Genomic DNA, 23,619 nt, shown 5'->3' with positions numbered 1-23,619 from the left:
ATCGGGGCCATGCAGCATCATGAAATCATCGTCGGGCGGCTCGATGTGGCGGAGCTGGTCTTCTACGCGTTCGTGCTCTTCTTCATCGGCCTCGTCGTCTACCTCCGCCGCGAGGACCGCCGCGAGGGCTATCCCCTCGAGGACTCGGTCACCGGCCGGGTCGACAGCGCCTTCGGCCCGCTGACCGCCTCGACCTTCAAGCGCTACAAGCTGCCCTTCGACCGGGGCTATGCGACCACGCCCGCGCAAGGCCGCGAGCCGGTCGATATCGCCGCCCAGCCCTTCGCCCGCTTCCCCGGCGCGCCCTATGTCCCGACGGGCGATCCGCTGGTCGACGGCGTCGGTCCGGCCTCGTGGGTGAAGCGCGCCGAATGGCCCGACCAGGACATGGAAGGCCGCAACCGGATCGTCCCGCTGTCGAGCGACTCGCACTGGTCGATCGCCCGCGAGGACCCGAACCTCGTCGGCATGAAGGTGGTCGCGGCGGACGGTGTCGTGGTCGGCGAGATCAGCGACGTCTGGATCGATCGCTCGGACCATCTCGTCCGCTACGTCGATGTCGCGACCGGCGGCCGGACCGTGATGGTGCCGTTCCTGATGGGCACCGTCCACGGCCGCAAGCGCGTCTACCACGTCGATGCGATCAGCGCGGCGCAGTTCGCCAATGCCCCGTCGATCGCCACCGCCGGTCAGATCACCCGCCGCGAGGAAGACCAATTGATGGGCTATTTCGGCGGCGGCTATCTCTATGGCCTTCCGGACCGCGCGGAGCCGCTGCTGTGAGCGCGATGCTGACCGACCGGCTTCAGGGCCTGCCCGGCCCGCTGCCCAGGGGAGAGACGATCCTCTGGCAGGGCAGACCTGAGTGGAAGAAGCTTCTCGCGGGCGTCTTCCACGCACGGCTGGTGGCGATCTATTTCGGTCTGCTCGCGGTCGCCGGCCTCGCCCTCGGGAGTGTGGTGGGCGCGCTGCTGACCGTCGCCGCCGGTGCTGCCTGCCTCGGCGTCATGACGCTGCTCGCCCGCGCCATCGCCCGGACCAGCGTCTACACGCTGACCGATCGCCGCATCGTGATGAAGATCGGGGTCGCGCTGCCGATGAGCTTCAACCTCCCGCTCAAGCAGATCGAGTCCGCGGACCTGAAGGCACTGGGCCAAGGCTGCGGCGACATCGCGCTCCGTCTCAAGGGCCGCGACCGGATCGCCTTCGCCCTGCTGTGGCCGCATGTCCGGCCGTGGCGGATGCGCCATCCCGAGCCGATGCTCCGCGCGCTGCCCGAAGCCGAAGCGGTCGCGATCCTTCTGTACCGCGCCTGCGCCGCCCTGGTCTCGGTCGAGGCAGAGCCGGAAGCCGCGCCGGCCCCGCGCCGCCGCAAGGCGAGGCCCGCCGCCGAGCCCGTCGGAGCCGCCGCATGACCGAACTCGAGCACAGCCACGAGAACATGGTGCCGCCGGGCGCGCTCAAGGCCGCCTTTGCGCTGATCGCGGTCTCGCTGCTGCTGGTCTCGGCGGTTCGGCTGGGCCTGGTCTCCGCCGGTCCGAGCCCGGCCGAGGCCCGCGCCGAGGCGCATGAAGTGCCCGTCGCCGAGCGCCTGCTCCGCTTCGCCGACAGCCCCGATGGCAAGGTGCTCGTCAGCGACGCCAGCAGCGGCGCTGAGGTCGCGGCCATCGGCACCGAGGGCAGCGGCTTCATCCGTGGGGTGATGCGCGGCCTTGCCCGCGAGCGGCACCTCGCCGGCGACGGCGCCGCGGCTCCGTTCCGCCTGGCGCGCTGGCCCGACGGCGCACTCAGCCTCACCGATACCGCGACCGGCCGGGTGATCGAGCTCGGCAGCTTCGGCCCCACCAACCGCGCCGCCTTCGCCGCCTTCCTGACCGAGGGAGCCCTCAAGTGAGCCTGCTCTGCGCCGCCCGTTTCGAGACCCCGTGCCGGATCAATGTCGAGCACAGCCCGGAATCGCTCCACGCCCATCTCGAGCTTCCCGACGAAATCGAGATCGGACCGGGCGACCGGGTGCAGGTCCACGGCGCGCCGGTGGTCGTCCCGTTCGGCACCAGCATGGTGATCGACCGCACCGCGACGGTCGAGGTCGCCGGGCCGCTTCGCCGCGCCTGGACCCGGGCGGCTGCCTATTTCGACCTCGCCGAACTCTACGAGGTCAGTTTCACTGCCGGGAGGCTCGCATGAACGCGCATACGCAGGTGAAGTCGGCGGAAAGCCTTGCCCTCGCCAGCCAGGACACGGTCCTCTCGCCGCGTTTCTACACCACCGACTATGCCGCGCTGAACCGGATCGACGTGACGCCCGTGCGGGCCGAGTGGGACTCGCTCATGGCCGAGTTCGAGCGTGACGAGAACAAGCGCCATTTCCGCAGCGAGGAAAGCTTCGACGGGATCCTCGAGAAGCTCTCGCCCGAGCTTCGGCGCGAATTCATCGACTTTCTCGTCAGCTCGCTGACCTCGGAATTCTCGGGCTGCATCCTTTATGCCGAGATCGCGAAACGGGTGACCAATCCCGACGTCAGGAAGCTCTTCAAGATCCTCGCCCGCGACGAGAGCCGCCACGCCGGCTTCATCAACGAGACGCTCAAGGATGCGGGCCTCGGGGTCGACCTCGGGTTCCTCACCAAGACCAAGAAATATACCTATTTCCGGCCCAAGTTCATCTTCTACGCCGTCTATCTGTCGGAGAAGATCGGCTACGCGCGTTACATCACCATCTACCGCCAGCTCGAGAAGCATCCCGAGCTTCGCTTCCACCCGATCTTCGCCTGGTTCGAGCGCTGGTGCCAGGACGAGTTCCGCCACGGCGAGGCCTTCGCCTTGCTGATGCGGTCCGACCCGAAGCTGCTGACCGGCCTCAACCGGCTGTGGATCCGCTTCTTCCTGCTGTCGGTCTATGCGACCATGTACGTCCGCGACCATGGCCGGCCGGCCTTCCACGCCGCGCTCGGCGTCAGCCCGACCGACTACGATTACCAGGTGTTCGACATCTGCTCGGCGATCAGCCGCCAGGTCTTCCCGGTCCAGCTCCAGACCAGCGATCCGCGATTCCGCGCGGCGATGGAGCAGCTGCGCCGGGCCAATGAGGGCCTGTCGCGCCGCCGCGGTCTCGCCCGCCTGCCGCACCTCGCATCGGCCGCGCTCGCCTTTGCCCGGATGTATTTCATGCGACCCGAGAAAGTCGCGCTTCCCGCCACCGTCCGGGTGGCGCCGGCGTGGTGAGCCTGACTGGCCACTTCCTGCCCGGGATCGCGGTGCTGCTGAGCTGGTTCGCAAGCACGGGCCTCATCGTCTGGCTCGTCCATCGCCCGCGCGCGACCTACCGCGCGTCGATGGTTGGCACGACGGTCGCGGCGATGGTCGGGATCGGAATGATCGCCGCCACCCGCCACGACAGCGGACCGGCCGCGACCTACGCCGCCGCCGCCGCCGCCCTCGCCATCTGGGCATGGCAGGAACTCGCCTTCCTGACCGGCGCCGCGGCCGGGCCCCGCCGGCTTCCCGCCGATCGTAACGCCGTCGGCTTCCTCCGTTTTCGCCAGGCGACCGAGGCGCTGCTGTGGCACGAACTGGCGCTTGCCGGACTGCTGGTCCTGCTGGCGGCTATCAGCTGGGGCACCGCCAACCAGGTCGCGGCGGGCGTCTTCGGGCTGCTGTTCGTCCTGCGCCTCGCCGCCAAGCTCAGCATCTTCAGCGGCGTGCCCAATTTCAGCGACGAGCTGATCCCGGCGCACCTGCAATATCTGCGCAGTTATTTCGGCCCGCGGCGAATCAGCGCGACCCTGCTGGCGTCGCTCGCGACCAGCCTCGTCCTCGCCGCCTTGCTGGCGCAGCGCGCGCTTGCGGCAGGCGCCGGCGACGCCGCGATCGCGCCCAGCCTCGTCTTCACGCTCGCCGGCCTCGGCGTGCTCGAACTCACCTTTCTCGCCCTTCCGGTCCGCGACGGTGCTTTGTGGCACTGGGCGCTCCGGCGGGATTCCACGACACACATTGCGGGACAAGCTAGGGGGACCGTCCATGGATTATGAAGCCTATTTCAACCAGGCGCTGGACGACCTTCGCGGCGAGGGACGCTACCGCATCTTCGCCGAGCTCGAGCGGCGCGCGGGCCAATATCCCAGGGCCAGGCGGCACACCGGCGACGGCCACGACGAAGTCACCGTCTGGTGCTCGAACGACTATCTCGGCATGGGCCAGCACCCGGTCGTGCTCGACGCGATCCACGGGACGCTCGACAGCTGCGGGGCGGGGGCGGGGGGCACCCGCAACATCGCCGGCACCACCCACCAGCATGTCTGCCTCGAGCGCGAGCTTGCCGACCTCCACGGCAAGGAATCGGCGCTGCTCTTCACCAGCGGCTATGTCTCCAACTGGGCGGCGCTGGGCACGCTTGGCGCCAAGATTCCGAACGTCGTGATCCTGTCCGACGCCGGCAACCACGCCTCGATGATCGAGGGCATCCGCCACAGCCGGGCCGAGCGGCAGGTCTTCGCCCACAACGACTGGCGCGATCTCGACCGGCGGCTCGGCGCGCTCGACAAGGATCGGCCCAAGCTGGTCGCGTTCGAAAGCGTCTATTCGATGGACGGCGACATCGCGCCGATCGCCGAGATCCTCGACGTCTGCGAAGCGCATGGCGCGATGAGCTACATCGACGAAGTCCATGCCGTCGGCCTCTATGGCCCGCGCGGCGGCGGGGTTGCCGAGCGCGAGGGACTGATGGACCGGATCACGGTGATCGAGGGCACGCTCGGCAAGGCCTATGGCGTGCTCGGCGGCTATATCGCGGCGTCGACCGCGTTGTGCGACTTCGTCCGCAGCTTCGCGAGCGGCTTCATCTTCACTACCGCCTTGCCGCCCGCGCTCGCTGCCGGGGCCTGCGCCAGCATCCGCCACCTCAAGGAAAGCGAGGTCGAGCGCCAGGGGCAGCGCGATCGCGTCGCCACCGTCCGCGCGCGGCTCAAGGCCGTCGGCATCCCGGTGATGGACAATGACAGCCACATCATCCCGGTGATGGTCGGTAACCCCGTCCACTGCAAGGCGATCAGCGACTGGCTGCTCGAGGACTATGGGATCTACGTCCAGCCGATCAATTACCCGACCGTCCCGCGCGGGACCGAGCGGCTGCGCATCACGCCCTCGCCGGTCCATTCGGCGGCCGACGTCGACCATCTGGTCGAGGCACTGAGCGAAATCTGGTCGCGCTGCGCATTGAGCCGGATCCCCGTCGCCGCCTGACCGACAGGGCAGGGGCAGGGGCAGGGTGGAAGAAAGGCGGTCGGACCACCGGCCGCCTTTCTTCGTTGTGGTTCGAGGCGCTTACGGGCGGGGACCACCCCAGTAGCGAGTCACAGCCATGAGCCTCGGCGACTATCTGGCAGCCAATAACCTGTTCATCCTCGGCGCGGTCTTCCTGGTCGTGCTCGCAAGCCTGCTGTGGTTCCTGCGCAAGCCCGCCAACCGTCACCCAATGGAAGGCGACCGCGGCCGCGCGCTCGACGAGGAACGCGCGCGCGGCAATGCCGAGGACGTCGTCGACGTCCCCGACATCCGCCGTCCCTGAGGGATAGCGTCCGCGCCTAGCGGACCGGCTGGGCCGTCTGCGCGGGCTGGGTCGCCGGCTGGTTGGGCGGCGCGATCTTGCCTGCCATCGCTCCGGGCTGCCGGATCGCCTGGACCACGCCCTGTTCCGCCGGCGAAGGCGGGTTGGGGACGTAGCCGGCCGGCCGCAGGTAGGGATAGTCGGGGATCATCGACTTGCCGCCTAGCGGCTTGTTCAGCCCCTGGTGGCAGGTCAGGCAGTTCACCTGAAGCGGCTGCCCGGTCGGTCCCAGCCGGTTGGGCGGGAAGACATCGGCCCGCGCCAGCGAGCCGATGTGCGTGCCGTTGATGTCGCGCACCATGCGGATGCCGTACCAGGCCGTCGCCCGCTGCACCCGGCTCAGCGACCAGGAGCGGAAGCTCTGGCTGTTGTGGCAGAAGGTGCAGTTGACGCCGAGTGCCTTCGACACGTGCATCATGATCGCATAGCTGTCTTCGGCATTGCGGGTGCCGTTCTTGTCGCCGCCCGGATAGGCGCTGCTCGCCTGGACCCGCACGCTCTCGGCATTGCCGCCGAGATATTGCTCGAAGATGTTGCCGGGCAGCGAGGCGTAGCCGACGTTGCCGTCGGGCGAATTCTGTCCGCGCTTCTGGCCGCGAACCGACAGCCGGTCGGTCGGCGCCTCGGGGGTCCAGACATATTTGGGCACCGGCTGGCCGCGGTGGCAGGTGTAGCAGGTGACGCCCGTCTGGCCGGTGTGGTTCGACCATTGGGAGTTCAATGACAGCGTCATCAGCAGCATCTGCCGGGCGACGCGCTTCGTGTAGAGGCTGTCGTCCGCCATGTTCGCCGGATTGTGGCAATATTGGCAATTGGCCGCGTCGCCCGCGACCCACTGGCTGATCGAGCTCATCAGATGCCCGAACTGCTCTTCCGACAGGTTGCCGAGGACCTGGATGTTCTGGCCCTGGATTTTCGGACCCGATGCGGCGGTCGGCGACAGGGGATAGGGCGCAGGCGGGATGAACGCCGCCTTCTGGACCGAGCTCACGTCGGTGATCTGGTCCATGCCCGTCCCGCGATAGCCGGTCTGCTGCGCGGTCTTGCTGCCGAGTTCGCAGCCACCGAGCGCCAGCAGCGGCAGGGTGGCGAGAAGGAGGGTGCGGCCTCTGGTCATCACGTCTCTCCTCAGCGGGCCGGGGCGGGCGCGGGCGCGGGGGCGGGGGCGGTCGCCGCCGGAGCGGCCGTGGCCGGTTCTCCGACCGGAAGACCGCCGGCATCGACCGGCGCGGCCGGGCTCGGCGGCGCGACCTGATAGGGTGCCGGGAGCGGCTGCAGCGCCGGATCCGCGACGTTGGTCGACGGATAGGATTCGGCATAGTGGTGCTCAACCGCCCAAAGGTACCAGTTGTCGACCACGGTGCCGGTCAGCAAAATGCCGATTCCGCCCGTCAGCGTCGTCAGCACCGCGAACCACCACGCCCAGCGATGGACCGATTCCATCGTCGCGTTGAAGCCCATGGTCCAGCGCCAGAAGAGCGCCGCCCGCTCGAGCGCGGTGCCGCGGTCGGTGATCTGCTCGATCTCGCGCTCACCGCCGTAGCGGCTGACCGCCAGGATCGTCGCCCCGTGCATCGCGAACAGGAGGGTCGAGCCGTAGAGGAAGGCGATCGAGAGGGCGTGGAAGGGATTGTAGAAGAGGTTGCCGTAACGGATCGAGAAGGCCGCGGTCCAGTCGAGATGCGGGAAGATTCCGAACGGCACGCTCTCCGACCACGAGCCCATGAAGAAGGGCCGGATGAAGCCGATCACCAGGAACAGCCAGATGGCGCTGGCGAAGGCCCAGGCGACGTGCGTGCCCATGCCGAGCTGGCGGGCGCGGCGATAGGTGCGGGCCCACCACAGCAGCACCGAACAGGTTAGGAGGAAGCCGGTGATCTGCCACCAGCCGCCCTGCGCCAGCGGAACGAACAGCTGGAAGCCCCATTCCGGCCCCGGCGGCTCGAGCGCGAGCCAGGGGAGCTGGCGGACGAACTGGACCGGATTCCAGTTGACGCTCGCCCACATGTTCAGCCCGATGATCTCGAAGGCGAGGAAGCCGCAGATCAGCGAGGCGAGGCCGAGCTTGCCGAGGTAGAAGGGGCCGACCTGCGCGGCGCCCAGCTTGCCCAGCCAGTAATGATAACCGCCGCGGCCGAGGCGCGGATCGTCGCCCACGGGAAGCGGCGCGCCATATTCGGGTGCGCTCCTGAGCTGCACCTGGGTGAAGATGTTCTGATAGGCACCCATCGTCTTGTCTCCCCCCTCAGGACCAGATCGGCAGATTGAGCCACCAGGTCCACCATTCGGGCCAGCCGCGGGTCCAGAACGGTCCGGAAATGATGATGCACACCGCGCTCCAGAAGCCGGCGTTCAATGCCAGCAGGAGGCCGAGGCGGTGGATCCCGAGCGTCCCGATCGAGTAACCGATCAGGTCGCGGAAGAAGCTGTCCTCATATTCGGGAGTCTTGACCGGCTCGCCCTTGGCGGGATTGACCGCCGACAGCACCGCACCGCCGTGCATCGCCAGCGCGAGCGTGGTCGTGAAGAAGAAGCTCACGGCCAGCATGTGCGCGGGATTGTAGTGGAAGTGGAGGTACTGGTAGCCGGTGTTGCTCACCCAATCGAGGTGACTGAAGATGCCGTAGGGGAAGCCGAAGCCCCAGGCGCCGAGCAGCAGCGGGCGGATCACCACCAGGCTGACATAGGCGAAGATGGCGAAGCCGAAGGCGACCGGCACATGATAGCCGATGCCGAGCTTGCGGCAGATCTCGACCTCGCGCAGCGCCCAGCTGACGAAGGCGCCGATCGCGCAGAAGGTGATGATCTGCCAGAGCCCGCCCTCGCGGAGCGGAGCCAGCGCCAGGCCGTAACTGATGTCCGGCGGCGCGATCGAGATCAGCCACGGGTTCCAGGTCGGGCCGATCGCGGCCCCCCACAGGATGAGCCCGGTGCCCAAGAGGGCGAAGAAGGCCGTCGTCACTCCGAAGAAGCCGACGTAAAAGGGGCCGACCCAGAAATCGAACAGGTCGCCGCCCAGCAGCGTGCCCCCTCGGACACGGTACTTGCGCTCATAGCTCAGGATCATGGGCCAGCTCTCCTGTCCCGCGGACTCGCGGGGGTATTGGTCGGCAAGTCCCTCTCCGGGCCGCGGGACGGTCGGTCAGACCGCCGCCCGCGCGGCCACGGATCGGAAGGAACGCGTTACTGCGCCGGTGCGGCAGCCGGGGCTGCGGCCGGTGCGGCAGCGGGCGCGCTCATCGCGGCCGCGGCCGGATCCGCAGCGCGCGGACCATCGAGCCAGTTGAACCGGTCCGTGCTGAGCAGGATGAAGTGAATCAGCAGGGCCAGGACGAACAGGAAGGTGAACAGCGCGACCAAGGTGCGGCGCGGATCGAAAATGAGCCAAATTCTCCACATGGCTTGGTCTCCTCAGGCAAACATCGACGTGGTGATGCTCGCCAGGTGCTGGGCACCCTGGATCATCGCATGATCGGCATAGCCATTGGCTCCGGGAAGCCAGGGCCGCCACTGCCAGGCCAGGAAGTGGGCCACGATGGCGATCACCGTGAAGATGAGAAAACTCGTCACGAAGATCCGGTGAAATTCCTTCGCTTCTTCCGGCGTCAGGTAGGTCCCTGGCCCGAAGCGATCATCACGCTCTCTGCTGTCGCTCATGCTTCGCTCTCCAAATTGCCCGGCATGAGAATTGAGGCGCGGACGCCACCGGGCGGCTTGCTCCGCGATCGCTTGCGCCATCGCGAAGGGGGTGCGCCTGGACGGGCCAGGCGAAAGGCAGGGAGCAGGGTCATGCCGGCTGCTCCATCAGGGTGTCGGCGAGGCGGTCGGCGGTGACCACCCGCTCGCCCGCGGACCCGGCGGCGCGCTCGGCGGCGTCGCGAAGGCGCTTGGCAGCGGAGATCCGGACCAGCACCGGCTGCGCGTCGACGATCGCGTCGAGCTTGGCCTTGGCTTGCGGATCCCACTGCAACTCGGCCAGGCCGCGCGAGGGCGTGGCGTCGACCCGGTCGAGCTGGCTCGCACCCGGGATGATGTGGAAGAGCGCGTCGAACAGCGCGTTGCACACTTCCTGGACGAGGTAGGTTGCGCCGGCATAGCCCATGAAGGGCGTGCCGGTGTGGCGGCGGATGATCGGGAGCGGGAAGCTCGCCGGGATGAAGGTCGCGCGGGCCCCCGCTTCGGCAAGGTACATGCGCTCGTTGAAGCTGCCGAAGACGATCAGCGGCGGGGACGCCCGACAGGCCTCGATCACGGCCTGGTTGTCGGGCTTTACCCCCGCCCGGCGGGCGAAGGCGAAGCTGCAAGGGAGGCCCATGTCGGTCTCAAGGAAGGCGCGGATCCCGCGGGCATAGGTCTCGTTCGCGTGGATGCCGAAGCTCGCGGTGCCGAAGAAGTCTTGGGTGACCGAGCGCCACAGATCCCACAACGGCTTGATGGTCGTGTGCTTCTCGCGCGCGATGAAGGGCTGGGGGTCGAGACCGAGCAATTCGCCCAGCTGCTCGAGGAAGAGGGTGGTGGAGGTCAGCCCGATCGGGGCCTGGAGATAGGGCCGGTCGAGCTCCTCGCAGAGCTTGCGGCCGAACTCGCGGTACATGCAGATGTTGACGCTCGCGTCGCCCAGCTTGCGGATGTCGGCCAGGTGCGTGCCGAGCGGGAAGGTGCAATTGACCTCGGCCCCGATCCCCTCGACCAGCCGGCGGATCTCGGCGAGGTCCGACGGCATGTTGAAGGTGCCATATTGCGGGCCGATGATGTTGACCTTCGGCTTCTCGCCGTCCTTCAGCTTCTTCGGCGGCGCGCTCTTCTTCGGGCCGAACTGGGTCCACAGCCAGGCGAGCGCGCGGTCGGCCGACTGCCACTGATCCTCGTCGATCGTGCGCGGCAGGAAGCGGACGATGTTGGTCCCCTCGGGCGTCACGCCGCCGCCGATCATCTCGGCGATCGAGCCGGTGACGACCACGGCGGGGAGGTCGGGGTCGAGCGTCGCCCACGCGCGCTTCATCGCGCCTTCGGTGCCGTCGCGGCCGAGTTCCTGCTCGGAGAGGCCGGTGACCACGATCGGAAGTTCGTGCGGCGGAAGCGCGTCGGTGTAATGGAGGACGCTGGTGACCGGCAGGTTCTCGCAGCCGACCGGGCCGTCGATGATCACCTGCAGTCCCTTGACCGCGGTGAAGGCATAGACCGCGCCCCAGTAACCGCCCGCGCGGTCCATATCGAGGATCAGGGTCATGAGCCGACCGCCTGCTCGGCCTTGGCGGCGGCGAGGCGCTTCGCGGCGTAGCGCGCCTTGAAGTCGGGGCGGTCGACCGGAAGGTCCTGCCACTGACCCGCGGCATGCCCTTCGCCCACCCCTTCGAAGAAATGCTTCATCGCGGCCATGCGGTCCTTGCCGGCGATGGCGGCGTTGACGACCGTGGCGAGGCTGCCCGCGCCGGCCGGTCCCATCAGCGGGCGGGCCGAGATGAGGTTGGTGGAATAGAGGGCGGGGACGCCTTTGGCCTTGGCGTGCTGGACCACGGGGGTGGTGCCGATGGCGAGGTCGGGACGATATTCCTCGACCGCGGCAAGGTCCTGTTCGAGGCTGGCACGATACTGGATCCGGACCCCGCGCGCCTCGAGCCATTCGCGATCGGGATCGGACCAGCGGGTGCGTGGGCAAGCGGTGCCTACATAGGGGACGTCGGCGCCGCTCTCGATCAGCAGGCGCGCGACCAGAAGCTCGCTCCCCTCGTAGCCAGAGACGGTGACCCGGCCCTTGATCGGCATGGCGGCGAGCGCGCCGCGGATCGCGGGAAGGAAGAGGTTCTTGGCCGCGGCGGTCTTCGCGGCGGCGATCCCGCAGGTCTCGCCGATCGAGTCGAGCCAGGCCGCGGTGCCGTCGGCGCCGACGGGGGCCGAGCCGACGACCGGGCGGCCGGCGCCCTCGAACTCGCGGATGCTGGCGGTGTAGAAGGGGTGGATCGCCGCGACCGCCGCGCAGTCGAGCGCGGCATAAAGCTCGCGCCACTCGCGGGTCGGGACGACCGGCCCGGCGGCCAGACCCATCGGCTCGAGCATCTGGCCGATCATCACCGGATCGACCGGGAACATCTCTCCCAGCAGGGCGATCGACGGCCGGTCGCTGCGGTCGCGCGGGGCGGCGACGGGGCCGGCCTCGGCTTCGCGGCGGGCATAGCCGAGCATCGCCCCGGCGAGCACGTCCTTGGCCTCGGCATGGGTCGGAACCCCGAAGCCCGGCACGTCGATGCCGACGATCCGGACCCCGTTGATCTCCTTGGGAAGGAGTTGCAGCGGGACGCCGCTCGCGGTGGGGACGCAGAGGTTGGTGACGACCACCGCGTCATAAAGCGCCGGGTCGGCAATCTCGTGGACCGCGTCGCGAATGTCCTCGAACAGCTTGCCGGTGACGAGGGTCTCGGAGTTGAAGGGGACGTAGCCGACGCTCCGCTTCGCGCCGTAGAAATGCGAGGTGAAGGTCAGGCCATAGACGCAGCAGGCCGAGCCCGAGAGGATGGTCGCGGTGCGCCGCATCCTCAAGCCGACGCGCAAGGACCCGAAGGCCGGGCACATGCTCTGCGGCTGGTCGTGCGGACCGACCGGATAGTCTTTCGCAAGGCCCTCGAGCAGCGCGCTCTTGCCGTTGGCCGCCGCTTCCGCGCTCATCCGCTCGGCGCCGGCATGGCAGCCGGAACCGGTCTCGACCTCGATGCGGTCGAGCTCGCGCGGGGAGGGCGCGGCATAGTCCATCAGGGGCGCCACTCAAATGGCATCGTAAATGACCTCGAGGCTGGGCTTGGGCACGAAGTCGCCGCCGCGCATGTCGGCCTGGGTGGCGGGCCTCAGCGTGAAATCGGCCCCGGTCACGTCGGCGCTGAACAGGCCGAGCAGCCCATCCTGATCGAGTGGCGCCGGGCGCAGCGGCGGGGCCGCGGCGACGTTGGTGGCAAGCTCCTCGAACAGGCTGCCCCATTGGCCGCCGGGCATGCCGATGATCTGGTAGTTGGCGCTCTTCTTGCGGATGTCCTCGTTGGCCGGGATCGCGGTCAGCACCGGGATCCCCACCGCCTCGGCAAAGGCATGCGCCTCGCCGGTGCCGTCATCCTTGTTGATGATCATGCCCGCGACGCCGACGTTGCCGCCGAGCTTGCGGAAATATTCCACCGCCTTGCAGACGTTGTTGGCGACGTAGAGCGACTGGAGGTCGTTCGAGCCGACGACGATCACCTTCTGGCACATGTCGCGGGCGATCGGCAGGCCGAAGCCGCCGCACACCACGTCGCCGAGGAAGTCGAGTAGGACGTAGTCGAAGCCCCATTCGTGGAAGCCGAGCTTCTCGAGGGTCTCGAAGCCGTGGATGATCCCGCGACCACCGCAGCCGCGACCGACCTCGGGTCCGCCCAATTCCATCGCGAAGACGCCGTCGCGCTGGAAGCAGACGTCTTCGATCCGTACCTCGTCGCCGGCCAGCTTCTTGGCCGCGCTGGTCTCGATGATGGTCGGGGTCGACTTGCCGCCGAAGAGGAGGCTGGTGGTGTCGCTCTTGGGGTCGCAGCCGATCAGCAGCACGCGCTTGCCCTGCTGGGCCATCATGTAGCTCAAATTGGCGAGCGCGAAGCTCTTGCCGCTCCCGCCCTTGCCGTAGATGGCGATGATCTGCGTGGTCTTGGTCGGCTCGCCGGTCGGGACCGGATCGGGCTCGATCCCCGCCTCGTGGCGAAGGGCTTCGTGATGATCGAGCATCAGGCCCATCCTCTCCAGTCGAGAACCATCTTGAGGCAGCGCGTGTCGGTGAAGGCGTGCGGATAGGCCTCGGTCGCTTCCTCCGCCGGCCGGACGTCGGTGATCAGGCCGTCGAGGCTGACCAGGCCGCGATCGACCAGCACGCGCGCGGCGGCGAGGTCGTCGGGCTGCCATTCGGCGGCGATCCGAAGCCGCGCCTCGCGCATGAAGGCGGGCGGGAAGGCGAAGCGGATCGGCTCGGCATAGAAACCGCCGAGCACCAGCTCGCCCTGGGGCGCGAGGCGGCCGATCAACGTGTCGAGGAGCCCCGAATCGCCCGTGACGTCGACGATCACGCGATAGTCGCGGCGTTCGTCGGCCTCGGGCGTGGTGACGGTGTAGCCGACCGCGCCGTCCGCACGCCGGGGGTCGGTCTCCCACACGGTGGGGGGCGGGGCGCCGCAGGCGATGGCGAGGCGGGCGATCAGCCGGCCGAGGACACCGTGGCCGACGATCAGCTCGGGTGGATCGCCTCCGTCGAGCAGGTGGCTGGCGGTCGCGGCCAGCGCGAAGAGGATGCCCTGTTCACCCAGCGCTTCGGGAATGGGAAGCGCGCGAGCGGCCGGCACGATGACCCGCCGGGCGGTTCCGCCGAACAGGCCATGCGCCTCGCGGTAGCAGCGCGCGCCGGGGACGAAGACCCATTCGCCGATGCGGCCGCGGGCGGTGGATCCCGAGTCGACGATCCGGCCCACCGATTCGTATCCGGGCACGAGGGGATAGCCCATGCCGGGGAAGGGCGGCATGGCGCCGGACCAGAGGAGCTTCTCGGTGCCGCTGCTGATTCCGCTCCAGGCGACCTCGACCAGAACATCGGACTCGCCCATCGGTTCGAGCTCCAGCGGACGCAGCGAGAGCCGCTCCGGGGCTTCGATAATGACGGCGAGTGCGTCCATGAACGTTCCGGCGGGGGACGGCTACGGCGTCGCGGACATACCGCTTCGTCCGACCTTCCCCCGGGTGTCTTGTGCGCTTGACACAAAATCTTGTCAATCTTTGTTGACGGTCAGGCGCGGACTTCCAGGCACCTCGCCACGAGAGGAAGCGGGGTCGAACGTTCCTTGGCCGAAATAAATCCGGCGGCCGCCGCCATCGCCTTGATTTCCGCCATTTCGCGGGGCCGCCCGGAGCCCATCGCCGCGAGGTAGAAGCCGAAATAGGCGTGGCCCTCGGGTGCACCGCCAAGCGTGGCCATCGGCTCCACGATCACCAGCTTGCCACCCGGGGCGAGCGCCGCGCGACTCGCCCTCAGGAGCGTCATCGCCGCCGCATCGTCATGGTCGTGAAGCACGCGGACGAGCGTGTGGAGATCGTAACCGCGCGGCAGCGGATCCGCGAGAAAACTGCCCGCATGGACCGTGATGTTCGCGGAGGGCGCGAGGGTCGCGATCACTTCGGGCCGGTCGAACAGGCCGAGGCGAAGACCCGGCGCGGCGTCGCCCACCGCCCGCAGGAAGGCGCCCTGGCCGCCGCCAATGTCGAGCAGGGCGCGGTGGCGCGCGAACGGAAAGGCGGCGATCGCCTGCGCGGCGACCAGCGGCTGGGTCGCGGTCATCAGCCGCGAATAAGTGGCGGCCTCCTCCGCTCCGGCGCCCGCCGCATAGTCCCACAAGGACGACAGCCGGGTCGGTCCCTCGCGGCGCAGCATCGCCAGCGGATCGGCGAGGTCGGCATAGAAGAGCCGGTGGTGGCGGATCATGTCGCCCAGCCCGGGCGTCCCGGCCAGCGCCGCTCCGCGCTCGCCTAGCGTCCACAGGCCGTCCTGCATCTCGGTGAGGTCGAGCGAGGCGGCGGCGGTGAGGAGCGTTCTCGCAGCCGCCTCGTCGAGGCCTGCAAGCATCGCCGCGTCGGACGTTGCGAGCGGTTCGGCGGCGAGGACGTCGAGGAGGCCACTTTCAACCAGGGCCGTCGCGACCTGGCTGTAGACGAAGCCCGCGGTGAGATCGAACAGGGCGCGGGCGTGACGCCTGGTCTTCATCCGGGTGAGCGGGTTGCCGAGCGCCCAGCGCTGGAAGGCCGGCGAGGCGATCAGCCGGTTGCGAAACAGCAGCCAGCGCAGGCGGAGGCCGTGCTGCCGCCGCTGGGCAAAACGCCGGGTGTCAAGCAAATGTGCCTCCTGCGGCTGTCCATCAAGATGGACACATGTTAGCCTGTGCGTCAACGTGGGAGCGAGGAGCCCGGCCAATGCGCGACGAGGTGGTGGTGATCGGCGCCGGGATCGGCGGGCTCACCAGCGCCCTGCTCCTCGCGGTCCAGGGCCTGCGGGTGACCGTCGTCGACAAGGAGCGCCAGGCGGGCGGAAAGGTCCGCCAGCTGGCCGTCGGCGGGGTCCCGGTCGACGCGGGACCAACGGTCTTCACGATGAAGCCGCTGTTCGACGAGATATTTGCGGCGGCGGGCGCCCGCCTCGAGGAGCGCTGCACCGTCCGCCGCGCCGATCTTCTCGCCCGCCACGCCTGGAGCGAGCACGAGCGACTCGACCTGTTCGACGATCCCGCCCGAAGCGAGGCGGCCATCGGCGACTTTGCCGGGGCCGACGCCGCGCGCGGCTATCGCGACTTCCGCGTCGAGGCGCAGCGCATCCATGACATTCTGGACGCGCCGTTCCTCCGCAACAGTCGGGTCTATCCGCCGATGCTGATGTGGCGGATCGGTCTGTGGCGGCTGGGCGCGCTGCGGGCCATTCGCCCGTACGAAAGCCTGTGGAACGCGCTCGGCGATCATTTCCGCGATCCCCGCCTGCGCCAGCTGTTCGCCCGCTACAGCACTTACTGCGGCTCGTCGCCGTTCGACGCGCCCGCCACCTTGATGCTGATCACACATGTCGAGGCGATGGGGGTGTGGCTGATCGACGGCGGTCTCACCGCGCTCGCCGAAGCCCTCGAAGCGCTCGCCCGCGAGCATGGCGTTGTCTTCCGCTTTGGCGAGGAGGTCCGCGAAGTGCTCGTCGAGCACGGTCGCGCCGCCGGGGTGCGGCTGGCCTCGGGCGAATCGCTCCGCGCTGGCGCGGTGATCGCCAATTGCGATCCGGCGGCGCTGGCCTCGGGCCGGGTCCGCACGGGCGACGTGGCCGCGGTGGGCAAGGTGCCGCCGCGTCGCCGTTCGCTCTCGGCGATGGTCTGGCTGATGAAGGCCGAAGCGGACGGCTTCCCGCTCGACCGGCACAATGTCTTCTTCTCGCCCGACTATCGCGCCGAATTCGACGCGCTGCGCCGCGGCCGCCTCCCCGACCGGCCGACCGCCTACGTCTGCGCGCTCGACCGGCCGGACGGTCCCGTCGTGGCGGGCGACCGCCTGCAGATCATCGTCAACGCGCCGGCCAACGGCGACACCCATGCTTACGGACCCGAGGAGATCGCACGATGTGGAACGGCGATGGAGGAGAGGCTGGCAGCTTGCGGACTGCGGCTGCGACCGCTGGCGCCGCCGCGGGTCACGACCCCGCGCGACTTCGAGGCGCTGCTGCCGTCGACGGGTGGAGCCCTTTATGGACGGGCCTCGCACGGGTGGGCGGCCTCCTTCCTCCGGCAGAGCGCCCGGACGCGGATCCCTGGGCTCTATTGCGCGGGCGGGAGCACCCATCCGGGCGCGGGCGTGCCGATGGCCGCCTTGTCCGGGCAACTCGCGGTCACGACCCTGCTTCGGGACCGCTCTTCGATCGTCCGGTCGGGCCGGGCGGCTATGCCTGGTGGTATGTCGATGCGATCTCCGACTGCGGTGCCTTCGGGCTGACGATCATCGGCTTCACCGGCTCGGTCTTCTCGCCTTATTACAAGCGCAGCGGGCGAAGCGATCCGGTCGACCACAGCTGCCTAAATGTCGCGCTCTACGGGCCCCGCGGCGCGCGCTGGACGATGACCGAGCGCGGGCGGAACAGTGTCGAGCGCAGCCGCGACACGCTGGCGATCGGCGACAGTTCGATGCGCTGGTTGGGCGACAAGCTCGTCATCGATATCGAGGAACGCGCGATCTGGCTCGGCTGCCCGGTCCGTCCGGTGGTGCGCGGGCAGGTGGTGGTCGAGCCCGAAGTCTGGAGCGGACAAAGCTTTGCGCTCGATCCCGCGCGCAACCACCACTGGCGCTCGATGGCGCCGCGGGCGCGGGTCAGGGTCGAGATGGAGCGGCCGGAATTGAGCTGGCGCGGGAGCGGCTATCTCGACGGCAACTGGGGGTCGGAGCCGATCGAGGACGGCTTTGCCGACTGGCATTGGTCGCGTGCCCATCTCGGGAAGGAAGCGGCGGTGCTCTACGAGGGCGTGCGGCGCGACGGCTCGCGCTTCGCAACGGCGCTACGCTTCGACGGTTCCGGCCGGGCGCATGAGGAGGAATTGCCATTGGGCGCGCCGCTCCCGCCGACGCGCTGGCTGATGGGGCGGCGAACCCGCGCGGATCGCGGCCATGCGCGGGTGGTCAGGACCTGGGAGGATTCGCCTTTCTACGCGCGTTCGGCGGTGGCGAGCCGGCTCTTCGGCAAGGACGTGCTGGCAGTCCACGAGAGCCTGTCGCTTGACCGGTTCAAGTCGCCGATCGTGCAGTGGATGCTGCCCTACAAGATGCCGCGCCGGCCCTAGTCCTTGCGCTCGCGATCCTTGCGGATCTCGCGGTTGACCGACCACAATTGCCAGAAGCCGAGGCCGAGCGCGATGGCGCCGACCACGATCACTTCGACCCAGCCATAATTGTTCGTCATTCCTGCGCTCCCGCCCGTGCGATGGCCTGCGCCGCGAGGTCCGGCCGTTCCTCGTGCGCGAGGTGGCCGAGGCCGGGCAGGACCGCGACCCGCGCCTTGGCCAGCCGACCCGCCTTGCGCGCGTCGGCCAGCGGGATCGCACGGTCTTCTTCGCCATGCACGATGGTCAAAGGGACACCCATGTGCGGCAGGGCACGCTCGAGGCCTTCGAGCCGCCACCCCGACATCATCTCGATCGTGCCGCGGACATGGTCGGGATCGGCAAACAGTCGGGAATAGAGCGCCACCCCCTCGGCATCGAGGGTCGAACCGGTCGAGCGCTCGAGAAAGCGCGCAACCGAGCCCGGCTGGCGCGCAATCCCGGTGAAGAGGTGCGGCGCGACCGGGTTGAGGAACAGCATTCGCGCCAGGCTTCCGAACAGCGGCGCGGCCGCGCCGCCCATCGGCAGCAGCGCCGGGCAGAAGGCGGTGATCGGGCCCGCAACCTGTTCGGCCACCGCCATCCGGCAGGCGATGGCGGCGCCCGCGCTGTGCCCGGCGACACGCGGCCGCTCGATCTCCAGCGCGTCGATCAGGCTCCCGAGCGACTCGGCCATTCCATCGAGCGTCAGGCCGAGGCGCGGCCGACCGCGGGTGAAGCCATGCCCCGGAAGGTCGGGGACCACCAGCCGGAATCGGTCGGCGAGCAGCGGCGCGACCCCGCGCCAGCTGTGGCTTGCCGCCCCCGTGCCGTGGAGCAGCAGGAGCGGGGGTCCCTCGCCCCAGACCTGGACGTGCCAGCGAAGGCCGCCTGCCTCGACGAAGCGGCTATGCTCGCGCCATGGCCAGTCGCGGCCGTCGCTGGCGAAGTCGAGCATTCCTCAGGCGGCCGAGGCCGCGACCGCCCGGCTGACGGCGGCGCGGTCGGCGACGGGAAGATGGAGATAGCGTCCCGCCATCCCTGCGGCGAGGCTCGCCGCCTCGGGCCGCGCGCGGGGGCCGATGTCGATCACCAGCGCCCGGATGCCCGCGCTCGCCAGGCGCCGGGCCGCGGCGCTGGCATCGGCCTGCGCGGCCTCGCGGCCCTGGCTTCCGTCGAGCGCGATATTGGCGCGGCCGTCGGTCAGCAGGACGACCGATGGCGTCCGGCCCCGCGCCGGTGCGGCCTCGGCCAAAGCCCGGGCGGCGTCGATCCCGGCGGCAAGCGGGGTCCCGCCGCCACCCGGCAGTTCGGCGAGCAGCCGGCGGGCCCGGGTCAGCGAACGGGTGGGGGGCAGAAGAAGGATCGCGCCATTCCCGCGGATGGCGATCAGCGCGACCTCGGCGCGGCGCACATAGCTTTGCTGGAGGAGCGTCTCGACCGCGCCCTTGGCCTCGGCCAACCGCTGTGCCGCCGCCGAGCCCGAGGCGTCGACCGCGAAGATGGTGAGCGAAGCCGAGCGGCTCTCGTGGCGGCGGATGCGCAGGTCGTCGCGGGTGAGGAGGATCCGCCCGGTCCGGCCGCGCAGCCGCTGCCACGGCGCCGCCGCGCGCAGCGTGTCGAGGATCGCCAGCCGAGCGCCGCCGCCGGGCCGTCCGCGCCGCGCGCCGATGGTCCGGCCGCGCTGCGGCGAGGTGCGCTTTGCTCCCGTGCCCTGCGCCGGGCTTCGGGTGCGCAGGCTGTCGGCGGCGAGCAGCGAGGCAAGGAGGTCGGCGGGAAGCGCGGTCCGCACGGCGTCGAGCACGACGTCCTCGAGCTTGCCGGTTTCGGTCCGGGATTGCGGCTGCGCCTGGTCCTCGGGCGGCGGGGGCGCTTCCTCGGCCGGCATCCGCGTGGCGCGCGGCGCGAGGATGGTCCGCGCGGCGAAGGCCAGCGCAGGCTCGTCGGCCTGGCCGTGCCCGCGCGCGCCGGCGTGGGCCCGTGCCGCGCGGCGGGCGAAGAGGTCGGCGCGCGCCGAGGAGATGCCAAGCGCCGCTCCTGCCGCCGCGATGGTGGCGGTGAGCTCCTCGTCGCCCAGCGTCGATCCCGGCTCGACCCCGATCGCCGCCGCTTCGCCATCGAGGAAGTGAAACGCAGTCCGCTCGAGCAGGCAGGCCGGTGGTCGCGGGTCGTCGTCCTCGCCGCGGTCGAGCAGGACAAGCGCCGTCCCGGATTCGTCCATCGCCGCGGCGATGCGGCCGGCGATCCCCGGCTGGAGCCGCTCCGCGCCGCTCACCACCAGCACCGACCCGGCCGCTTCGGCGAGGAGTCCGGGGCGATGGACGGGCCGTCCGGCCGACAGGGTGGCGGCGACGTCGAGCCCGCCGGTCAGCCGTTCCTCGTCGATCTGAAGGGGCAGCTTGCGGATCGCGCCGGGCGGAAACAGCGCAAGCAGCGCTTCCTCGTCTCTTACCCCTCGCAGCCAGATTCCGCCCAGCCCGGCAGGGTCGGCCGCGACCAGTCGCGCGGCCAGCGCGACGTCGTCGCTCAATCCCACAAGTCGGCCATGGCCCGGTCGATGCGGATCGTCGGGCCGGTCTCGTCGAGGACGTTGCGGCGAAGGCGGTGGCGCAGCGCCATCGGGGCGATGGCGCGCAGGTGCGAGCGCCCGACCGCCGTCGCGCCCTCGAGCGCCGCAAGCGCTCGCGCCGACCGGATCAGGGTCAATTCGCCGCGCAGGCCATCGGCGGCGACCGCCATGCACAATTGCGCGGCATCGGCGAGCGTTGAATCGGGAACGGCGACCTCGGCGAGCAGCGCCTGGCCCGCCGCGATCTGCTTCACCACCTGCGTTTCCTTGCGGCGCCACTTGGCCTTGAAGGCCGCGGGATCGCGCTCGGCCGCATCGCAGCGGCGCATGATCTCGATCCGCTCTTCGACGCGCTGCGGCGTCCGCACCTCGACCGACAGGCCGAAGCGGTCGAGCAATTGCGGGCGAAGTTCGCCCTCCTCGGGATTGCCGCTGCCGATCAGCACGAAGCGCGCGTCGTGGCGGACGCTGAGGCTCTCGCGCTCGACCACATTCTCGCCGCTGGCCGCCGCGTCGAGGAGGAGGTCGACGAGGTGGTCCTCGAGAAGATTAATCTCGTCGATGTAGAGAAAGCCGCGATTGGCCTTGGCGAGCAGGCCCGGCTCGAACGCCTTCTCGCCCGCGACCAGCGCCCGCTCGATGTCGAGCGCGCCGGTCACCCGGTCCTCGGTCGCACCGAGCGGCAGGTCGACGAAGGGCACCGCCATGCGGTCGACCTTGCCATTGCCGCCGTGGCTGCACTTGGCGCCCTTGGGATCGCAATTGAAGCGGCAGCCGGCGACCACGTCCATCGGCGGCAGGAGATTGGCGAGGGCCCGGGCGGCGGTCGACTTGCCCGTGCCGCGATCGCCGAACACCATCACCCCGCCGATCCGCGGCTCGACCGCGGCGATCAACAGCGCCCGCTTCATCTCGTCCTGTCCGACGATGGCCGAGAAGGGAAAGGCGCCCATGATGCTCCAGTGTCAACGCGGCTTCACACTTGCTACCGTCAATCCAGACGATGGTCCAGTGCAGCACGACCGATTGTCGACGCACGCGAAGTTGCTAGAGCCCGGTCATGCAAGCCGTCCCGCCGCCCGCCGAGATCGTCGTCACCGCCCGGGCCTTGCCCGCGCCGGCGGTCGAGCGTCTGCTCGGGGTGACGGTGATCGACCGCGCGCAGCTGCGTGACACGGCGTCGACCGGCCTCGACCAGATCCTGAAGGGGGAGGCCGGGCTCCAGCTGTTCCGCCGCTCGGACGCGCGGAGCGGCCAGCCCACCAGCCAGGGCCTGACCCTCCGCGCGCTGGGCGGCAATGCGGCGAGCCGGGCCCTGCTCGTCCTCGACGGCGTGCCCCAGAGCGATCCCTTCGGCGGCTGGATCAACTGGCCGGCCTACGACCCGTCCGCGCTGGCGAGCGTCAGGATCGTGCGTGGCGGCGGCGGGGTGGCCGACGGACCGGGGGCGCTGGCCGGCACCATTGCGATGGAGAGTCGCAACGACCGCAGGGTCGAGGCAAGCCTCGAGGGCGGAAGCCGGGGCGCGATCGCCGCGCGGGTCTATGCCGGGACAGAGGCGGGCGGGGGGACCTTGTCGCTCGCCGCTTACGGCGCGCGCGGGGACGGCTTCGTGCCGATCACCGCCGACCGGCGCGGCCCGGCCGACCGCCGCTCACCCTACGAAAATGGCGGCGGGCGGCTGCGCTGGTCGCTGCCGCTGGGGGAACAGGTCCGGCTCGACCTCGCGGCTTCGGCGTTCCTCGACCGGCGCGAACGCGGCCTCGCCTTCACCGCCAACCGGAGCGAGGGCGAGGATGTCTCCGCCCGGCTGGTCGGGAGCGGCAACTGGACCTGGTCGGCGCTCGTCTACGGCCAGCGCCGCCACTTCGAGGCCAGCGCCGCGAGCACGAACAGCGCCCGGACCACCGCGACGCGCAGCTCGCTTCAATATCATGTCCCCGGCCGCGCCCTCGGCTGGAGCGCCGAGCTTCGCCCGCCGGTCGGCGAGGGCCTCGAACTGCGGATCGGGACCGACGGCCGCGCGGCACGGGGTCGCTCGGAGGAGCTTGGCAGTTATGTCGCCGGCCTCGCCACGCGCGACCGCAAGTCGGGGGGCAAGTCGCTGACCGCCGGCGCCTTCACCGAACTGACCGCGACCGAGGGCGCGCTGACGCTGAGCGGTACCGCGCGGATCGATCGCTGGCAGATCCGCGACGGAAGCCTGCGCGAGACCTTGCTGGCGACCGGGCAGGTGACCATCGACCAATCCTATCCCTCCCGCTCGGGCTGGCTCCCGACCGCGCGCGCCGCGGCCGGCCTCACCCTGGCGCCCGGCCTCGCGCTGCGCACCGCGGCCTATCTCGGCTGGCGCCTTCCGACCCTCAACGAGCTGTTCCGGCCATTCCGGGCCGGGCAGGATGCCACCGCCGCCAATCCCGCACTCGACCCCGAACGGTTGCGCGGGATCGAGGCCGGGATCGACTGGAAGGGGAAGGGGCTGAACATCGCGCTCACCGCCTTCGCCAATCGCCTGGTCGATCCTGTCGCCAATGTGACGCTGGCAGCCGGCCCGGGCAGCTTTCCCGGGGTCGGCTTCGTGCCTGCGGGCGGTTCCTATCGTCAGCGGCAGAACCTCGGCGCGATCACGGTGCACGGACTGGAGGCGAACGGACGCTGGCACTCGGGTCCGTGGTCACTCGACGGATCGCTCAGCCTCAGCCGGGCAAGGGTGCGCGCGCCGGGGCGCGCCGCGCCCCTCGCGGGCCTCCGCCCGGCGCAGACGCCCGCCATCGTCGCGACGCTCGGCGGCGGCTGGTCGCGCGGAGGGCAGACCGCCACCCTCGCGCTGCGCCACGTGGGCGCACAATATGAGGACGACCTCAACCGCATCCGCCTGCCCGCCGCGACCACGCTCGATGCCTTTGGCGCGCTCCCGATCGGAAGGTCGGTCGCGCTGTTCGCTCGGGGCGAGAATCTGTTCGACGCGACGGTGGTGGCGGGGCGCACCGCCGATGGCGTGACCGAGCGGGCCACCCCGCGCACCTTCTGGCTGGGGATCAGGATCGGCGGCTGAGCGCTTGCGCGCCGCCCTGCGAT

Annotated in this window: 25 protein-coding genes; 11 read left to right on the top strand and 14 right to left on the bottom strand. The window is 69.9% G+C overall.

Translation table 11 applies throughout. From position 1 onward, the window contains the following. The first annotated feature begins 9 nt into the window (after nt 1-9). From puhA to BS69_RS0105930, 8 genes are all read left to right on the top strand, one after another. Entirely contained in the window at nt 10-783 is a 774-nt protein-coding gene (puhA, locus tag BS69_RS0105965) for a photosynthetic reaction center subunit H (protein ID WP_029941056.1), read from the top strand. Between the two features lie 5 nt (nt 784-788). Continuing rightward, nucleotides 789-1,415 (top strand): photosynthetic complex putative assembly protein PuhB, encoded by a 627-nt coding sequence (gene puhB / locus BS69_RS0105960; RefSeq protein ID WP_029941055.1) that lies wholly within the window; start codon nt 789-791, stop codon nt 1,413-1,415. After that, on the top strand, nt 1,412-1,894 hold the full coding sequence (puhC, locus tag BS69_RS0105955; RefSeq protein ID WP_037504402.1) for a photosynthetic complex assembly protein PuhC: 483 nt from the start codon (nt 1,412-1,414) through the stop codon (nt 1,892-1,894). Before puhB ends, puhC begins: the two co-directional genes overlap by 4 nt. Further along, the gene (locus BS69_RS0105950; RefSeq protein ID WP_029941053.1) at nt 1,891-2,187 is read left to right on the top strand and encodes a hypothetical protein; all 297 of its coding nucleotides are present in this window, start codon (nt 1,891-1,893) and stop codon (nt 2,185-2,187) included. The genes puhC and BS69_RS0105950 overlap by 4 nt, the downstream gene beginning before the upstream one ends. Continuing rightward, complete coding sequence (gene acsF / locus BS69_RS0105945) at nt 2,184-3,224, top strand: magnesium-protoporphyrin IX monomethyl ester (oxidative) cyclase (protein WP_029941052.1); 1,041 nt, start codon at nt 2,184-2,186, stop codon at nt 3,222-3,224. The genes BS69_RS0105950 and acsF overlap by 4 nt, the downstream gene beginning before the upstream one ends. Next, a complete protein-coding gene (gene puhE, locus BS69_RS0105940; protein ID WP_169738063.1) occupies nt 3,221-4,030 on the top strand; it encodes a putative photosynthetic complex assembly protein PuhE in 810 nt (269 codons plus the stop codon). Before acsF ends, puhE begins: the two co-directional genes overlap by 4 nt. Further along, entirely contained in the window at nt 4,020-5,240 is a 1,221-nt protein-coding gene (hemA, locus tag BS69_RS0105935) for a 5-aminolevulinate synthase (RefSeq protein WP_029941050.1), read from the top strand. Before puhE ends, hemA begins: the two co-directional genes overlap by 11 nt. A 118-nt stretch (nt 5,241-5,358) precedes the next feature. Further along, nucleotides 5,359-5,565, top strand: coding sequence for a hypothetical protein (locus BS69_RS0105930; protein ID WP_029941049.1), 207 nt, complete (start codon nt 5,359-5,361; stop codon nt 5,563-5,565). A gap of 16 nt (nt 5,566-5,581) precedes the next feature. On the opposite strand, the gene pufC is transcribed toward BS69_RS0105930, so the two are convergent. The 10 genes from pufC to BS69_RS0105875 form a co-directional block, all read right to left on the bottom strand. Beyond that, on the bottom strand, nt 5,582-6,721 hold the full coding sequence (pufC, locus tag BS69_RS0105920) for a photosynthetic reaction center cytochrome PufC (RefSeq protein ID WP_051676572.1): 1,140 nt from the start codon (nt 6,719-6,721) through the stop codon (nt 5,582-5,584). 11 nt (nt 6,722-6,732) lie between these two features. Next, a complete protein-coding gene (pufM, locus tag BS69_RS0105915; RefSeq protein WP_084184326.1) occupies nt 6,733-7,833 on the bottom strand; it encodes a photosynthetic reaction center subunit M in 1,101 nt (366 codons plus the stop codon). A gap of 16 nt (nt 7,834-7,849) precedes the next feature. Further along, on the bottom strand, nt 7,850-8,671 hold the full coding sequence (gene pufL, locus BS69_RS0105910; RefSeq protein ID WP_029941046.1) for a photosynthetic reaction center subunit L: 822 nt from the start codon (nt 8,669-8,671) through the stop codon (nt 7,850-7,852). A gap of 116 nt (nt 8,672-8,787) precedes the next feature. Further along, nucleotides 8,788-9,003 (bottom strand): light-harvesting antenna LH1, alpha subunit, encoded by a 216-nt coding sequence (pufA, locus tag BS69_RS0105905; protein WP_029941045.1) that lies wholly within the window; start codon nt 9,001-9,003, stop codon nt 8,788-8,790. Between the two features lie 12 nt (nt 9,004-9,015). Further along, entirely contained in the window at nt 9,016-9,342 is a 327-nt protein-coding gene (pufB, locus tag BS69_RS0105900; RefSeq protein ID WP_245605117.1) for a light-harvesting antenna LH1, beta subunit, read from the bottom strand. Nucleotides 9,343-9,391: 49 nt separating this feature from the next. Next, nucleotides 9,392-10,834: a chlorophyllide a reductase subunit Z gene (gene bchZ, locus BS69_RS0105895; RefSeq protein WP_029941043.1), complete on the bottom strand. Its 1,443-nt coding sequence runs from the start codon at nt 10,832-10,834 to the stop codon at nt 9,392-9,394. Then, complete coding sequence (bchY, locus tag BS69_RS0105890) at nt 10,831-12,267, bottom strand: chlorophyllide a reductase subunit Y (protein ID WP_211248119.1); 1,437 nt, start codon at nt 12,265-12,267, stop codon at nt 10,831-10,833. Before bchY ends, bchZ begins: the two co-directional genes overlap by 4 nt. 96 nt (nt 12,268-12,363) lie before the next feature. Then, a complete protein-coding gene (locus BS69_RS0105885) occupies nt 12,364-13,344 on the bottom strand; it encodes a chlorophyllide a reductase iron protein subunit X (protein WP_211248107.1) in 981 nt (326 codons plus the stop codon). Next, nucleotides 13,344-14,279, bottom strand: coding sequence for a chlorophyll synthesis pathway protein BchC (bchC, locus tag BS69_RS0105880; RefSeq protein ID WP_029941040.1), 936 nt, complete (start codon nt 14,277-14,279; stop codon nt 13,344-13,346). Before bchC ends, BS69_RS0105885 begins: the two co-directional genes overlap by 1 nt. A 110-nt stretch (nt 14,280-14,389) precedes the next feature. Continuing rightward, nucleotides 14,390-15,490: a methyltransferase gene (locus BS69_RS0105875; RefSeq protein ID WP_037504401.1), complete on the bottom strand. Its 1,101-nt coding sequence runs from the start codon at nt 15,488-15,490 to the stop codon at nt 14,390-14,392. A gap of 77 nt (nt 15,491-15,567) precedes the next feature. On the opposite strand from BS69_RS0105875, the gene crtD reads away from it, so the two are divergent. Continuing rightward, nucleotides 15,568-17,115, top strand: a complete 1,548-nt coding sequence (gene crtD / locus BS69_RS0105870; RefSeq protein WP_029941038.1) for a 1-hydroxycarotenoid 3,4-desaturase CrtD — start codon at nt 15,568-15,570, stop codon at nt 17,113-17,115. Next, nucleotides 17,088-17,954, top strand: coding sequence for a hypothetical protein (locus tag BS69_RS0105865; RefSeq protein WP_342665816.1), 867 nt, complete (start codon nt 17,088-17,090; stop codon nt 17,952-17,954). The genes crtD and BS69_RS0105865 overlap by 28 nt, the downstream gene beginning before the upstream one ends. Here BS69_RS0105865 and BS69_RS14625 read toward each other — a convergent pair. Genes BS69_RS14625 through bchI form a run of 4 tightly spaced genes read right to left on the bottom strand, consistent with a single transcriptional unit; the run spans nt 17,951 to nt 21,494 of the window. Continuing rightward, the gene (locus BS69_RS14625; RefSeq protein ID WP_281169696.1) at nt 17,951-18,073 is read right to left on the bottom strand and encodes a hypothetical protein; all 123 of its coding nucleotides are present in this window, start codon (nt 18,071-18,073) and stop codon (nt 17,951-17,953) included. The genes BS69_RS0105865 and BS69_RS14625 overlap by 4 nt on opposite strands. Continuing rightward, on the bottom strand, nt 18,070-18,930 hold the full coding sequence (gene bchO, locus BS69_RS0105855) for an alpha/beta fold hydrolase BchO (RefSeq protein WP_029941036.1): 861 nt from the start codon (nt 18,928-18,930) through the stop codon (nt 18,070-18,072). The genes BS69_RS14625 and bchO overlap by 4 nt, the downstream gene beginning before the upstream one ends. A 3-nt stretch (nt 18,931-18,933) precedes the next feature. Beyond that, entirely contained in the window at nt 18,934-20,502 is a 1,569-nt protein-coding gene (locus BS69_RS13625; protein ID WP_245605116.1) for a VWA domain-containing protein, read from the bottom strand. Then, nucleotides 20,499-21,494, bottom strand: a complete 996-nt coding sequence (gene bchI / locus BS69_RS0105845; protein WP_029941034.1) for a magnesium chelatase ATPase subunit I — start codon at nt 21,492-21,494, stop codon at nt 20,499-20,501. Before bchI ends, BS69_RS13625 begins: the two co-directional genes overlap by 4 nt. 107 nt (nt 21,495-21,601) lie before the next feature. On the opposite strand from bchI, the gene BS69_RS0105840 reads away from it, so the two are divergent. Continuing rightward, on the top strand, nt 21,602-23,596 hold the full coding sequence (locus tag BS69_RS0105840) for a TonB-dependent receptor (RefSeq protein WP_051676571.1): 1,995 nt from the start codon (nt 21,602-21,604) through the stop codon (nt 23,594-23,596). The last annotated feature ends 23 nt before the right edge of the window (nt 23,597-23,619 follow it).

This window comes from Sphingomonas astaxanthinifaciens DSM 22298 (genome assembly GCF_000711715.1).
In the GTDB taxonomy this organism is placed as follows: domain Bacteria; phylum Pseudomonadota; class Alphaproteobacteria; order Sphingomonadales; family Sphingomonadaceae; genus Sphingomicrobium; species Sphingomicrobium astaxanthinifaciens_A.
This window is presented reverse-complemented; position numbering and strand designations above follow the sequence as displayed.